This window comes from Micromonospora sp. SH-82 (genome assembly GCF_051132485.1).
GTDB lineage: Bacteria > Actinomycetota > Actinomycetes > Mycobacteriales > Micromonosporaceae > Micromonospora.
Window position 1 is genome coordinate 3,565,743 of record NZ_CP148049.1, and the last position, 15,007, is coordinate 3,580,749.

Annotated in this window: 11 protein-coding genes; 9 read left to right on the top strand and 2 right to left on the bottom strand. The window is 71.7% G+C overall.

What is annotated here, in order from left to right:
• The first annotated feature begins 11 nt into the window (after positions 1–11).
• The 9 genes from WHN02_RS16195 to WHN02_RS16235 all read left to right on the top strand — a co-directional run bounded on the left by WHN02_RS16195 (position 12) and on the right by WHN02_RS16235 (position 12,896).
• Complete coding sequence (locus WHN02_RS16195) at positions 12–242, top strand: acyl carrier protein (RefSeq protein WP_434739580.1); 231 nt, start codon at positions 12–14, stop codon at positions 240–242.
• Complete coding sequence (locus tag WHN02_RS16200; RefSeq protein ID WP_434739581.1) at positions 242–1,462, top strand: beta-ketoacyl-[acyl-carrier-protein] synthase family protein; 1,221 nt, start codon at positions 242–244, stop codon at positions 1,460–1,462. The genes WHN02_RS16195 and WHN02_RS16200 overlap by 1 nt, the downstream gene beginning before the upstream one ends.
• A 151-nt stretch (positions 1,463–1,613) precedes the next feature.
• Entirely contained in the window at positions 1,614–2,720 is a 1,107-nt protein-coding gene (locus WHN02_RS16205) for a fatty acid desaturase family protein (RefSeq protein WP_434739582.1), read from the top strand.
• A 121-nt stretch (positions 2,721–2,841) separates the two neighbouring features.
• On the top strand, positions 2,842–3,180 hold the full coding sequence (locus WHN02_RS16210) for an acyl carrier protein (RefSeq protein ID WP_434739583.1): 339 nt from the start codon (positions 2,842–2,844) through the stop codon (positions 3,178–3,180).
• The gene (locus WHN02_RS16215) at positions 3,177–8,963 is read left to right on the top strand and encodes a type I polyketide synthase (RefSeq protein WP_434739584.1); all 5,787 of its coding nucleotides are present in this window, start codon (positions 3,177–3,179) and stop codon (positions 8,961–8,963) included. Before WHN02_RS16210 ends, WHN02_RS16215 begins: the two co-directional genes overlap by 4 nt.
• Entirely contained in the window at positions 8,960–10,555 is a 1,596-nt protein-coding gene (locus WHN02_RS16220; protein WP_434739585.1) for a long-chain-fatty-acid--CoA ligase, read from the top strand. Before WHN02_RS16215 ends, WHN02_RS16220 begins: the two co-directional genes overlap by 4 nt.
• A gap of 1 nt (position 10,556) precedes the next feature.
• On the top strand, positions 10,557–11,579 hold the full coding sequence (locus tag WHN02_RS16225; RefSeq protein WP_434739586.1) for an LLM class flavin-dependent oxidoreductase: 1,023 nt from the start codon (positions 10,557–10,559) through the stop codon (positions 11,577–11,579).
• Entirely contained in the window at positions 11,576–12,364 is a 789-nt protein-coding gene (locus WHN02_RS16230) for a thioesterase II family protein (protein WP_434739587.1), read from the top strand. The genes WHN02_RS16225 and WHN02_RS16230 overlap by 4 nt, the downstream gene beginning before the upstream one ends.
• Before the next feature lie 97 nt (positions 12,365–12,461).
• The gene (locus WHN02_RS16235) at positions 12,462–12,896 is read left to right on the top strand and encodes a PaaI family thioesterase (RefSeq protein ID WP_434739588.1); all 435 of its coding nucleotides are present in this window, start codon (positions 12,462–12,464) and stop codon (positions 12,894–12,896) included.
• A gap of 45 nt (positions 12,897–12,941) precedes the next feature.
• Here the strand turns inward: WHN02_RS16235 and WHN02_RS16240 are convergent, their stop codons facing one another.
• Together WHN02_RS16240 and WHN02_RS16245 are read right to left on the bottom strand one after the other, a co-directional pair.
• Complete coding sequence (locus WHN02_RS16240) at positions 12,942–14,342, bottom strand: MFS transporter (RefSeq protein WP_434739589.1); 1,401 nt, start codon at positions 14,340–14,342, stop codon at positions 12,942–12,944.
• A 149-nt stretch (positions 14,343–14,491) separates the two neighbouring features.
• Positions 14,492–14,863 carry a nuclear transport factor 2 family protein gene (locus tag WHN02_RS16245; protein ID WP_434739590.1) on the bottom strand — a complete coding sequence of 124 codons (372 nt, stop codon included), beginning with the start codon at positions 14,861–14,863 and terminating at the stop codon, positions 14,492–14,494.
• Positions 14,864–15,007 lie beyond the last annotated feature (144 nt).

Genomic DNA, 15,007 nt, shown 5'->3' on the forward strand with positions numbered 1-15,007 from the left:
AGGAGACTGCCATGTTCGACAGACTGCGTGACGTCATGGTCCGTAAGTTCCAGCTCGACCCGACCGAGGTGGTGCCGGACGCGACGCTGAAGGATCTGGAGTTGGACTCGCTGGACGTCGTCGAGCTGAGTCTCGCCGTCGAGAAGGAACTCGGCGTGTCCGTCTCCGACGAGGAACTGCTGCAGGCGTCCGACATCCGGTCGGTGGTCGCGCTGCTCGAGGGCCGGACCGCGAGGGTCTGATGCGCTCCGGGGACGTGGCGGTCACCGGTCTCGGGCTGGTCACCCCGGCCGGCATCGGCACCGAGGACACCTGGGCGCGGGTCTGCGCCGGCGAGTCGACGGCCCGCAACGATCCGCTGCTCGCCGGGCTTCCGGTGGACATCTCCTGCCGGGTGCCGGACTCGCCGCAGACGCCGCTGCTGCCACCGCGTCGGGCCCGACGGATGGACCGGTTCGTCCAGTTCGCCGTCGTGGCGGCGGCGGAGGCGGTCCGCGACGCCGGGCTGGACCCGCTCACCTGGGACGGTGCCCGGGTCGGTGTCGTCCTCGGCTGCGCCGACGGCGGCCCGGCGACAGCCGAACAGGAGCACCGGGTGCTCCTGGAGGAGGGTCCGGGTCGGGTCTCGTCGCTGTTGCTTCCCATGCACCTGCCGAACATGGTGGCCGGTCAGGTCTCCATCGAGATGGCGGCCACCGGGCCGAGTCTGGTGGTCGCCACAGCGTGCGCCTCCGGTGCGTCGGCGATCGCCGTCGCCCGGGACCTGCTGCTGCTCGACAGGTGCGACGTGGTGGTCACCGGCGGGGCGGAGGCGATGGTCACGCCGCTGGTGATGGCCGGGTTCGCGCAGATGGGCGTGTTGTCCCGGCGTAGCACCGATGCGGTCACCGCCTGCCGGCCCTTCGACGCCACCCGGGACGGGTTCGTGGCCGGTGAGGGTGCCGGTCTCCTCGTCCTCGAACGGGGCGCCGACGCCCGGGCCCGGGGTGCGCGGGTACGTGCCCGGATCGCGGGTGCGGGCGCGAGCGCCGACGCCCACCACGTCACCGCACCCGACGCCGAGGGACGCGGTGCCGAGGCGGCCCTGCGCGCCGCCCTGACCGAGGCCGGGGTGGGCGCCGACGAGATCGACCACGTCAACGCCCACGGCACTGCCACCCCGATGAACGACCTGGTGGAGTCGCGGATGCTCCGTCGGGTGCTGGGTCCGGACCCGTTGGTGACCTCCACGAAGGGGGTGACCGGGCACCTCTTCGGTGCCGCCGGAGGCATCGAGACGGCCTTCGCCGTCCTCGCCGTCGAACAGGGGCTCGTCCCACCGACGGCGAACCTCGACGAGACCGACCCTGAGATCGAGGTCGACGTCGCCCGAAAGGCCACGCCACGCCGGGTCGACCACGCGGTGAGCATGTCGCTGGGCTTCGGCGGCCAGAACGCGGCGGTCCTGGTGAGCCGGGCATGACCGCCACGCGGGCGCCGATCGACAGTCGTGGTGGTACGACCCCTTCCGCGGTAGCCCGGCGACCGTCGCCACCTGTCAGGCGTCGGTCAGGCGCCGATCAGCGGCGCGGCGCACTCTCTGACCAGCACGCGTCCATGAAGGAGGCCGAGCGATGCAGGCCAAGCAATCCCTGTCCAAGGGCCCGGTGACGCCCCGCAGTGGCCTCGTCGGCGTCGATCCGGCCCGGGCCTCGGCCCGGGACGTGGGCAACCACTTCGCCGAGCTGTCCAAGGAGATCCGGGCAGCGGGTCTGTTGGACCTGGCCCCCCGCCGCTACTACTCCCGACTGGCTCTCAACACCGGTCTGCTCGCCGCCGGGCTGGTGGCCTTCTTCCTCGTCGGCGACAGCTGGTGGCAGCTGGGCGTGGCGGCCTGGTTGGGGCTGAGTTGCGCCCAGAGCGCTTTCATGTGGCACGACGCCGGGCACAAGGCGATGTTCCGTGGTCGGTGGGCGACGGTGATGGGGTTGGTCCACGCCAACCTGGTCAACGGTGTCAGCTACGGGTGGTGGGTCAACCACCACAACCGCCACCACAGTTTCCCCAACAACATCGACCTCGACCCTGACATCGGTCGGCGTACCGCGATCTTCGACATGTCCCAGTACGGCAGCCGTACCCGCTGGCAGCGCTTCGTGGTCCGGCACCAACACGTGCTGTTCTTCGTGCTTCTCGTGTTCGAGGGCTACAAGATGCGTCGGACCTCGCTGATCGCGTTGTTCCGCAGCCGGCTCCGCCAGCCGGTCGTGGAGGGACTGCTGATCCTCGCCAACATGGCGATCTACCTCGGCGCGGTGTTCCTGGTGTTGTCCCCGCTCAAGGCAGTGGCCTTCGTGGCGGTGCAGCACGCGGTGCTGGGGGTGTACTTCGGACTGATCTTCGCCCCCAACCACAAGGGGATGGAGGTCCGCGACGGCGACGAGTCCCTGGACTGGCTGGAGCGCCAGGTCCTCACGTCGCGCAACATCCGCCCGTCGACGCTCGTCGACTTCCTGTACGGCGGGCTCAACTACCAGGTCGAGCACCACCTGTTCCCGACGATGCCGCGGATGAACCTGGGCCGGTGCCGCCCCATCGTCCAGCGGTACTGCGCCCGTCGGGGCATCCCGTACCGCGAGGTCGGGCTGGTCGAGTCCTACCAGGAGGTCGCCTCCTTCCTGCACGAGGTGAGCGAACCCGCCCGTCGGGGCGGACCGACGGTCACGACGTCGACCTCCTGATCCCCGGTCCCGGTCGGGTGCCCGGACTCCTGCCGTCGACCGCCCACCCGATCCGCCTCCGCGCGACCTGCGGTGGACCTACCCGTGGCCGGCGGCGCCGAACGACGAAGAGGTGACTCAGATGACCGAAACCCTGCCACTGGCCGGGCACCTGCCGTCCATGCCCCTGTCCGAGCGGCGGGAGGTGATCGAGGAGTTGGTGCTCAGCGAGTTCAGGACCGCCCTCCGGATGGACGCCGACGAGGACCTCACCCTGGAGACCGGCTTCTTCGACCTCGGGCTGACGTCGCTGCGGCTGATCGAACTGCGACGGCGGATGGAGAACCGGATCGGTGTGGAGATCGACGCGACTGTCCTGTTCAGCCAGCCCACCATCGAGCAGCTGGTGAACTACCTGGTCCGGTCGGTCGACGACAGCCGTCCCGTCGGTACGGCCCCTGCAGGGGAGGACGGCCGATGACCGACCTGGTCGACGCGCGGGCCGACGGCCTCGACCGCCCGTCGGCGCAGCACCACGAACCGATCGCCGTGGTCGGGGTGGGTCTGCGGTTCCCCGGCGGCTGCGAGTCCCTCGACGAGTTCGACGCGTTCCTCCGCGAGGGGCGGTCCGGCATCTCCCCGCTGCCCACCGACCGGTGGGACGTCGCCGCGTTCACACCGGCCGAGCCGGGCGAACGGGGAAAGATCCACACCACAGGCGGGGGGTTCCTCGACCACGTGGACCGGTTCGACGCAGGGTTCTTCAACATCTCGCCCAAGGAGGCCCAGTACATCGATCCCCAGCAGCGGATGGTGCTGGAGACTGCCTGGCAGGCGTTGGAACAGGCGAACATCGATCCGGCGGCACTGCGGCGCGGCAACGGCGGCGTCTACGTCGGTGCCAGTTCGATCGACTACGCCCTGGAGATCGGCGAGCTTCCGTACGCCGAGCTGGACGGGCACCTGGCCTCCGGGATCACCATGTTCCCGCTCTCCGGGCGGCTCTCCTACTTCCTGGGGTGGCGGGGACCCAGCATCAGCGTGGACACCGCCTGCTCGTCCTCGCTGGCGGCGTTGCACCTCGCCGCCGAGGGGCTGCGCCGGGGGGAGTGCGACATCGCCCTCTGCGCCGGGGTGAACGCGCTGCACCATCCCCGGATCCCGGTCATCTTCTCCCACGGGCAGATGCTCGCCCCCGACGGGCAGTGCAAGACGTTCGACGACTCCGCTGACGGCTACGTCCGGGCCGAGGGCTGCGGGGTGTTGGTCCTCAAGCGCCTGCGACGGGCCGAGGCCGACGGTGACAGGGTGCTGGCCGTCGTCCGGGGCAGCGCGATCGGGCAGGACGGCGACAGCGCGGGCCTGACCGTACCGAACGGGGCCGCGCAGGAACTCGTCATCCGCAACGCGCTCGCGGCGGCCGGGCTCACTCCCGGCGACATTCAGTACGTCGAAGCTCACGGCACCGGCACGCCGCTGGGGGATCCCATCGAACTCGGCGCCATCAACGACGTCTTCGCCCGGTCGCACACCCGCGAGGAACCGTTGCTGGTCGGCTCGGTGAAGACCAATCTCGGCCACATGGAACCGGCGTCCGGCGTCGTCGGCCTGATCAAGACCCTGCTCCAGCTCCGGTCCGGCGTCGTGTATCCGCACTTGAACCTGCGTTCCCCGTCGCGACGGATCCCGTGGGACAGCTACCCGATCGAGGTGCCCGTCGAGTGTCGGGCCTGGGACGCCCCGGTACGCCGGGCGGTGGTGAACAGCTTCGGCTTCGCCGGCACCATCGCCGCAGTGGTGCTGGAGCAGGCCCCGGTCCATCTCGCCGGGCCGCCCGACGAGCGGGAACCCGACACCGACGGCGGGCACCTGTTCACCCTCTCGGCGAAGGGGGCCGTCGCGCTGCGCGCCCAGGTGGAGGCGTACCGACGGTTCCTCGCCGACGACGACGGCGTGGACGTGGAGGCGCTCTGCTACACCGGTACCGTCGGGCGCAGTCACCACAGTCACCGGGTGGCGGCGGTGGTCCGCGACCACGGTGAGCTGACCAGGTTCCTCGCGGGGGCCGTCGAGGACGTACCGTCGGCGCCGACCCCGATCCGCAAGACCGCTTTCCTGTTCAGCGGGCAGGGGTCCCAGTACGCCGGGATGGGCGCCGACCTCTACCGGCGGTTTCCGGTGTTCCGGGCCTGCGTGGACGAGTGCGACGACCTCTTCGCCCCCCTGCTCGGCCGCTCGGTGCGGTCGCTGCTGCTCGACGAGGCCGACGAGGAGTCGGCGATCCACCAGACCTGGCTGACCCAGCCCGCCCTGTTCACCGTCGAGCTGGCGTTGGCCCGGTTGTGGATGTCCTGGGGGGTACGACCGAACGTGGTCATCGGCCACAGCATCGGCGAGGTGGTGGCCGCCACCGTCGCTGGGCTGTTCTCCCCGGCGGACGCGGCGACGCTGGTCGCCGCCCGGGGTCGGTTGATGCAGTCGGTCAGCGCCCCCGGGGCGATGGCGGCCGTCCAGGCCGCCGCGGACGTGGTGCAGCCGTTGCTTGCCGACCGTGCGAACCTGGCGCTGGCCGCTGTGAACGCCCCCGGGCAGTGTGTGGTCTCCGGTGCCGTGCAGGAGCTGGACGAGGTCGTGGCAGCCCTCGGTGGGCAGGGGGTCCGGGTGGACCGACTCAAGGTCTCCCACGCCTTCCACTCCCCGCTGATGCGGGAGGTGTACGACGACTTCCGGGCCGCGTTGGCGTCGATCACGTTCCGGGAGCCCACGATCACCGTCGTCTCGAACGTCACCGGCGCGGTGGCCCGACCGGCGGAGCTCTCCGACCCCGACTACTGGGTGCGGCACATCGGGGAGCCGGTGGCGTTCCTCGACGGCATGCGGGCTGTCGCCCGCCGGGGCCGGCACGCGATGATCGAGATCGGCCCGTCCGGGACGTTGACGGCGCTGGCTCGACAGTGCGTGACGGCGCAGGACCACCACTGGTCGGTGAGCCTCAGCCGACGCGACCGCAGCGCCGAACTGACGATGTCCACCCTGGCGGCGCTCTACGTCGCCGGGCTCGCCGTGTCCTGGCCCGGCTTCCACGACGGTCGCGCCCGGCGGACGGTGTCCCTGCCCACCTACCGTTTCCAACGCAAGCGGTACTGGCTCCCGGCGGTCACCTCGTCCGGCACCCGGACCCCGACGTCGTCGGCCGAGCACCATCCCCTGCTGGGCCGGGAGGTCCCGGTCGACACCGGCCGGGAGTTCGTCGCGGAGTACAGCGCCTCGGGTCCGAGCCCGATCGGCGACCACGTCGTCGACGGGGCCGTCGTGGTGCCCACCGCCGCCTTCGTCGAACTGCTCCTCGCCGTGCAGGACGAAGTGTTCGGCCACACCGGTGGGGTCATCCGCGACCTGCGGTTCGAGTCCCCGCTCGGGCTCACCGACGAACCGACCCCGGTCCGTACCCACCTGGAACCGGTGGGTGCCGACGTGGTCCGGGTACGGGTGAGCGCGGGCACCGGTGAGTCGGCGTCGACCTGCGCGACGGCGGTCCTGTGGGAGACCCCGCAGGGGCCGGGCGCGACGGTGCCGGGGACGGTGGCCAGGAGCGCCGCCCTGATCCTGCCCCCGGCGGACGTCCCCGCCGACGACGAACGCGACCACGAGGCCGGCTACCTCGACCTGGCCTCGGCGGGGCTGTCACCGGGGCCGCGCCTGCGGCTGCTGGACCGGGTCGCCCGCCACGACGGCACCGTCGTCGCCGAGGTGGTCAACCGGCGGGCGGTGCCCGGCGAGAACCTCCCGGTCGACGTGCTGGAAGGCGCCCTCCAGGCGGTGGCGGTGATCCACCCGGACGGGCCGGCGGTGACCCCGGTCGCCGTCGGCAGTGTCCGGTTGCTCCGGCGTCCCCGGGGGGAACGGGTCCAGGTGCGGGCGTCGCTGTGCCCACCGGCGGAGCCCGGCGACGTCGGGCAGGTCGACCTGCTGCTGCTCGACGGGGACCGGCCGGTGGCGGAGCTGCTGTCGGTTCGGCTGGCGGCGGCGCAGGACCGACGTCCCTTCGTCCACCGGGTGGAGTGGCTGCGGGAGACCGGCGGCACCCCCGACCAGACCGCCACCGGGCACGTCCTGGTGGTGGGCGCGGACCCGTCGACCGCGGCGACGGTGGTGGAGTCGGCACCGGCCGGGCTGACCGTGACGGTGGTGCCGGAGGGCGACGAGCCCACCGGGAGGCTGGCAGACCCGTCGGTGACCGACGTCGCCTGGTTCTGGCGTGGTGGGAGGGGCGAGCCGGGGCAGCGGCTCCCCGTCGAGTCCGAGGAGAACTACCGCCGCCTGCTGACGCTCGTGCAGTCGTTGGAGGCCCACGCGGGGGATGCGCCGCCCCGGCTCTGGCTGGTCACCTCCGGTGCGCAGCAGACGCCCGGGGAGACGTCCGACGACGCCGGAGCCCTCGCCGCCGCCACCCTGTGGGGGTTCGGGCCGGTGCTGCTCACCGAGTATCCCCAGTACCGTCCGACGCTCGTCGACGTCGCCGCACCGGCCGACGTGGCAGCGCTCGCCCGCGAGTGGGCGGTGGCGCGCCCGGACGAGTTCCAGCTCGCCTTCCGGGGCGGCAGGCGGCACGTCCGTCGACTGCTACCCGGCGAGTCCACCCCGCCGTGGTCGGACAACTACGAGGTACGGCGCGACGGCCGGGTCGTGGAACTGGTGCCTGTCGACGACGCCCCGCCCGGGCCGACCCAGATCCGGGTACGGGTCGTGGCGGTGGGACCGGTACGCGGTGACGGCACCGGCAGCGCCTGCGCGGGGGTGGTGGCCAACGGCGGTGCCGAGGCCGGGTTCGCGGCCGGAGACGCCGTCGTCCTGGCGTACCCCGGTCGACCGCGCCGCGTCGTCACGGTGCCGGCGGCGTCGGCGGTCGGGGTGCCCGGCACCGCGCATCTGATGCGGGCCGCCGGGGCGGTCGCCGCCGCCCTGGCCGCCGACACCGACCCCGGTGCGGCGGTGGCCGGGCTCACCGACGACGCCGAGACCACCGTGTACGGTCTCGCCGAGGCCGCCGAGGCGTTGGCCGAGACGGACCGGGGCGCCGCCCCGGGGACCGTGCTGCTCCGCCTCGACGACGACGTCCCGCCCGGACCGGCGACTGTCGACCCGGACGCGTCGCGGCGGGTGTGGCCGGACCGGACCTACGTGATCACCGGCGGTCTCGGTGGCCTGGGTCTGGTGACCGCCCGCAAACTCGTCGACCTGGGCGCCCGGCACCTCGTGTTGGTCAGCCGGTCCGGTCGGCCGGTCCCGGAGGCCCAGGAGGTCCTCGACCAGCTGCGCCGCCGCGCCGAGGTGGAGTTGTTCGCCGCCGACGTGGCCGACCCGGCCGACGTCGCCAGACTCGTCGAGCACCTGCGGACCGGGGGGCGGGGCGTCGGCGGTTTCGTCCACGCCGCCGGTGCCATCGGCAAGGAGCTCATCGCGAAGCTCGACTGGGCGGCGATCGACGAACAGTTCGGCCCGAAGGTGTACGGCGGTTGGCTGCTGCACGAGGCGAGCCGGGCCTTCCCCGAGCACGACCTGTTCGTCCTGTACTCGTCGATCGCCGCTGTGGTCGGCGGCGCGACCCAGGCCCACTACGCCGGTGCGAGCGCCTACCTCGACGCGCTCGCCCGGTGGCGGTCCCGGCAGGGGCTACCCGGTCTGAGCGTCAACTGGGGTGCCTGGGCGCAGGTCGGCATGTCCGCCCGCCTCGACGAGCAGCTGAGCCGGGAGATCGACCGCAGCGGCATCCGCTTCTTCTCCCCGATGCGGGCACTGGCCACCCTGACGCGGTTGTGGGCCGGACCCGCCGACCACAGGGTGGTCGGCGGTTTCGACTGGGACCGGATCGCCGCCGCGCAGCCGAGCGGGAACGCCCTCTACGACCGCCTCGTCGATCCCGGTGCCGAGGAGGCGGCCGGCTCGGGGCTGCACCAGCTCCTGCTCGCCCCGGACGCGGACCGGCTCGCGCTGATCCGGGCGGCGGTCCGGGAACGGGTGGCCCGGGCGCTTCACCTGGAGTCGCCGGACGACCTCGACCCCGGCGTCGAGTTCATCTCCCTCGGACTGGACTCCCTGATGGGGGTCGAGCTCAAGAGCGGGTTGGAGACCGACCTGCGGGTCGCCCTGCCGGCGTCGCTCACCTTCGACCACCCGTCACCCGAGCAGCTCGCGCAGTTCCTCGTCCGCCGGTTCACCGCCGAGCACGTCCGCGCGACCCCACACCCTCCGGAGGAGCAGTGACACTACCCGAGGACTGGACGCTGGCGGCCCGGGCCGAGGCCCACGCCCTGCACCGTGGCGACCACGTCGCCGTGCACTGCCAGGACCGCAGCATCACCTACGCCGACCTGCACCGGTGCAGCAACCGTACGGCCCAGGCGCTGCGCGCCGCCGGTGTCGTCGCCGGGACCCGGGTGGCGTACCTGGGCCGCGAGTCGGAGTACTACTACTCGACTGTCCTCGCCTGCGCCAAGATCGGTGCCGTCCTGGTGCCGGTGAACTGGCGGCTGACCGCCGGGGAGGTCGACCACGTCCTGCGGGACTCGGGTGCCCGGCTGGTCTTCGCCGAGCGCGAGTTCCAACCGGTGCTCGACCGGGTCCGGGCCGGACTGCCGGACCTGGCGGTCGTCGTCACGTTGGACGGTGAGGACCCCCGCGACCCCGGGGCGGGTCTGCGGTCCTGGCGGGCCGGGGCGACCGAGGACACGCCCGAGCACCGGTGCGGGCCGCACGACGCCGTCGTGCAGATCTACACCAGCGGTACGACCGGCAGACCCAAGGGTGTGGTGCTGGCCCACCGGAGCTTCTTCACGTTGCCGGCGGCGATGGGCGAGGCGGGGGTGGGCTGGCTCGACTGGCGGCCCGACGACGTCAACCTGATCTCGTTGCCCGGGTTGGGGATCGCTGGCATCGGGTGGTTCATGCACGGCTTCAACGCCGGTGCGACGAACGTGGTGATGCGGATGTACCTGCCGCAGGACGCCGTACGCCTCATCGTCCGGCACCGGGTCACCACGACCTTCGTCGCCCCGGCGATGCTGGCGATGATGCTCGACGAGCGGGGTGTCGGCCCGGACACCTTCACCTCGATGCGTAAGGTGGCCTACGGTGCCGCGCCCATCTCCACCGGCCTGCTGCAGCGGTGCCTGGCGGTCTTCGCCTGCGAGTTCGCCCAGATCTACGCCAGCACCGAGACCGGTAGCGTCGCCGTCTGCCTGCCTCCGGCGGACCACGTGCCGGGCAGCCCGTTGCTGCGGGCCGCCGGGCGGGCCTGCCCCGGCACCGAGGTCAAGGTCGTCGACCGGGCGGGACGCCGGCTGCCGCCGGGACAGGTCGGCGAGGTGTGCGTACGGACGCCCGCCCGGATGCTGGGCTACTGGAAACTGCCGGAGGCGACCGCCCGGACCCTGGTCGGCGAGTGGCTGCACATGGGCGACGCCGGTCACCTCGACGAGGACGGCTACCTGTTCCTCGGCGACCGGATGAACGACACGATCATCGTGGCGGGGCAGAACATCTACCCGGCCGAGATCGAGAAGGAACTCGGCGACCATCCCGCGGTCGCCGACGTGGCGGTCGTGGGGGTGACGCACCCGGAGTGGGGTGAGGCGGTCCACGCCTGTCTCGTGTCCCGGCCCGGCGCGTCGGTGACACCCCGGCAGTTGACGGTCTACCTACGGGGTCGGATCGCCGACTACAAGATCCCCGTCGAGTACCACTTCGTGACGGAGTTGCCCCGCAATCCGTCCGGCAAGGTGCTGCGCCGAGTCGTGCGGGAGCGACTCGCGGCGCAGGCCCGGCCGGTGGCTGCGGCGGCGGTGAAGGGAGACTGACGTGTCCGACGCCCCTCGATTCGGTGTCCTGCTGCCCAGCCGGGAGCAGGTGATCCTCGGAAACCTCTCCATGTCGGCGCTCGTCGACTTCGCCCGCCGGGTCGAGGAACTCGGCTTCGACTCGGTGTGGACCGGCGACTCGCTCGTCGCCCGACCCCGGCTGGATCCGCTGATCACGCTCACCGCGGCCGGTACGGCGACCACCCGGGTGACCCTCGGCACGGCGGCGTTGACCCCGGCCCTGCGGCACCCGGTCGTCGGCGCCAGCATGGTCAGCAGCCTCGACCACGCCTGCGGCGGCCGACTCACCCTCGGTCTCGGTTCGGGTTTCCCCATGCCCGAGACGGAGGACGAGTTCGGCCTGGTCGACGCGGTGTTCGCCGGGCGGGCGGGGCGGCTGGACGAGATCACCGACCTGTGGCGTACGGCGTGGCGCAGCGGCTCTCCCGGGGCACCCGTCGACTTCACCGGTCGGCACTGGCAGGCCGTCGGGCTGGACCGGCTGCCGTCGCCGTACCGGTCCGGTGGTCCACCGCTCTGGTTGGCCGGCAGTGACACCCCGGCGGTCCTGCGCCGGGTGGCCCGCCGGTACGACGGCTGGTTGCCGTTCCTTCCGTCGGCGGACAGCTATGCGGCGGCCCGGGAGACGATCGCCCGGCACTGCGTCGAGGCCGGTCGTCCGGCCGACGCCGTCGTCCCCGGCCTGTACGCCACGCTCACCCTCGACGACGACCCGACGGCGGCGCGGGCTGAGCTGGAGGAGTACGTCCAGCGCTACTACGGGCGTCCGCTGGAGATGATGATGCAGATCCAGGCCTACGGGTGGGGGAGCGCGCAGACCGTCGCGCAGTGGCTGCGGGGCTACCTGCGCGCCGGTGCCCGGCACGTGGTGATCCGGATCGGTTCCCTCGACTCGGTGTCCCACCTCGAACGTGTCGGTGCCGAGCTGTTGCCGGCCCTGCGGGCCGTTGCCGACGAATCGGTGCTGGCCGGTGCGGGCGCCAACCGGGAGGAGACCCGATGACCATGCAGATCGAGACGACGTCCACGGCCGGGTCCTGGCTGCACCCGGCCGAACCCGCGCCGGACGCCCGGATCCGGCTGATCCTGTTCCCGCACGCCGGGAGCGGAGCGATCATCTACCGGGACTGGGGCACCCTGCTGCCCGGGGACGTCGCACCACAGGCGGTGACCCTGCCCGGGCGGCACAACCGCCGGGACGAGTCGTCCTACGGCACGTGGGAGCCGTTGATGGACGCCCTGCACGAGGCGGTGGTCCGGGAACTCGACGACCGGCCGTACGCCTTCTTCGGACACTGCATGGGGGCGCAGTTGGCGTACCAGCTGACCCAGCGGATCGAGGCGGCCGGTGACCCCGGTCCGCTGATGCTGGGCATGTCGGGCTGGGCTCCGCGGGGCTTCTTCGTGCCGACCGAGCAACAGAGCCGGATGCCCGAGCCGGAGATGGTGGAATGGATCAAGAAACTCGGATCCTTCCCCGCCGAGATCTACGACAACCCGCAGATGTTGGCCCTCGTGGTCCCGGCACTGCGCGCCGACCTCGCGGTGTGCAGCCAGTACGTCGACGACGGGGCCACGGTCCGGTGCCCGATCGCCTCGTACGGCGGGGCCGCCGACCCGCTGATGGAGCAGCCCGACGCGATGGACTCGTGGCGGGACCGGACCCCCCGGTACCTCGGCAACAGCGAATACCCTGGCGGGCACTTCTACATCGACAGTCATGCACTGTCGGTGACCTCCGACGTCGTCCGGCACCTCTACCGGCTGGAGGCGGCGAGCGGTCGCTGACACCCCCTGTACCTGACACCCCCTGCACCTGCCATTTGATGTCGGGTCCACCGTCGTCGACGGTGGACCCGACGTTTCGTCCGATCAGGAGGAGACGATGTCCGACAGGTCCCTGACCGCTGCCGCCCTGCGGGAGTTGATGCCGTACGCCGCCACGCTGGACGTGCGGTTCGACCGCCTCGACCCGGAGGAGGTGTCCGCGTCGCTGGCCTGGGCGCCCGCCCTCTGCACGGCGGGTGGGGTGATGCACGGCGGGGCCGTCGTGTCGCTCGCCGACTCCGTCGCGGGGGTGTGCGCGTACCTGAACCTGCCGCCCGGGGCGATGACGACCACCATCGAGCTGAAGACGAACTTCTTCGCCGGGGTGCGGCGGGGGGTGTTGCGGGCGGTGGCCCGTCCGGTGCACGTCGGTCGGAGCGTCATCGTCGTGCAGACCCTCCTGGACCAGCGGGCCGACGACGGCCCGATCCGGGCCGGTACGGTGCCGACCCGGATCGGGATGGTGACGCAGTCACAGATGGTGCTGGGGTGACCGGACCGGTCGGTCCGGGCCGGCCGCCCCGTGTCGGTTCGACGGTCAGGTCCGGCCGACCCGTGTCGGTTCGTCGTCGCCGTAGGGCAGGTCGGCCGAGGTCCCGGTGGTCCGGGCGCCGAGCATCAGGACCACACCGATCATCACCGCGACGCACGTCGCGATGATCGTGAACAGCCATCCCGCCCCGTACCCGGTCAGCACCGGTAGGAGGAGGAACGGCAGCAGGGCCGCGCTGAGGCGGGACAGGGCGTACGCCGCTCCGGCGGCGGTGGTCCGGAACGCTGTCGGGTACTGCTCGGCCAGGTACACGTGGGACGCGGTAGAGAACAGGTTGCTCATCAGGGTGTAGGAGAACCCGGCCACGACCACCACCGTGACCGAGCCGGCGAACCCGAAGCAGAGCCCGCTGAACGCCATCAGCGCCGCCGACACGCAGATCAGGGTCCGACGTTCGACCCGGTCCATGATCGGTACCGACAGCAGTGATCCGACCGGGTATCCGAGGAACGACAGGGCCGTGAAGCTCAACCCCTGGACCACGTCGAAGCCCTTGACCGCCAGCACCTGGGGGGCGAGAGTCCCGAAACCGTAGTAGGCGGTCACCGACAGCAGACAGAACGTCCAGAGGGCGACGGTCCGCCGCCAGTAGCGGGGGCTGAACAGGCTGGCGTACCGGGGCCGCCGGACGGTGACGGTGACGTCCACGGTGACGGCCGGGGACTGGATGCCGGCCTCCTGTTCGAACCGGCGTACCACCGCGTCGGCCTCGACCTGTCGGCCCTGTTCGGCGAGCCAGCGAGGCGACTCGACGAGCCGACGTCGCAGGATCCAGATGAAGGCCGTGCCGAGGGCGCCGATGATGAACACCCAGCGCCATCCGGCCAGGCCGAGGAAGTCGCGCGGGGCGAGCCACAGCGCTGTGAAACCGACCGCCGGCACTCCGCAGAAGGCGAGGCTGTAGGCCCAGGCGATGAAGCGCCCGCGACGACGGGCCGGAAGGACCTCGGTCAGGTAGCAGTCCGCCAGGGTCTGCTCGGCGCCGATGCCGACCCCCGCCAGGAACCTAGTCAGGATGAGCCAGGCGGCGTTCGGAGAGAACGCGCCCAGCAGGGTGAAGACCGAGTAGACGGCCAGGTTGATCATGAATGCCCGGCGTCGGCCCACCACGTCGGAGAAGCGGCCGAGGAAGATCGAGCCGAAGAACTGGCCGATGAACCCGGACGCGAGGAAGAGCATCAGGGTCGTGCCACCGATGCCGAACTCGGTCTGCAGCACCCGGGAGACGGTGCCGGAGAGGTTGCTGTCGAAGTAGTCGAAGAAGAGTCCGACGCCGATCAGCAGGGTCAGCGTCCGGTGCGACGCGACGATCGGGAGCCGATCGAGCCGGTCGCCGATGGTGGTGCCGGTCGTGGCCGGCGGGGGTGGCGCCACGGAGCGGGACACTGGTTCCTCCAGGTCGGGGTATCCGCATTCCTCCGGGTCGGTACGGGCACCCTCGGTGTCGGCGCACGGATCCGCACCGACACCGAGGGGGTGTGTCGGTGCGGATCCGCGGGCTGGAGGTGCCGGCCGCCGTGGGCGGCGATCACGCGTCAGGCGGCGGCGGGCACCTTGTCGAGGAAGCCGTAGACAGCGGAGAGCCGTCCGTCCCCGCCGGCCTTGACCACGTCGAAGCCGACGGCGACGGGCTCCGGCGCGCCGGCCGGGGCGAGGTTCCAGGTGAAGCGGGCGATGTCGTGGTGGGCGTCGACCGCCCCGGCCAGGCTGAAGGTCAGGCCGGCGAACTGCTCTTGGACCGCACCGATCAGCGCATTGATCGCCTCGTGTCCGCTGACGTCACCCAGCGGATCGGTGTACGTCGCGTCCTCGGTGAACACCTCGCGGATCTTCTCGGCCCGCCGGGTGGCGTCCGTCTCGTTCCAGATCTCAAGGTAGCGCTCGACGGTATTGGCGAGGTCACTCATGACTGTCTCCTTCTCGGGATACGGCAACCATGTGGTGGTGCAGGGTGGCCCGTGGAGATTCGCATCTCGATCGGCGCACCGTCCATTACGCGACAGGTAATACGTCGACCCCGGTCAATCAGCGCCTTGTCATCCGGTCGTCAG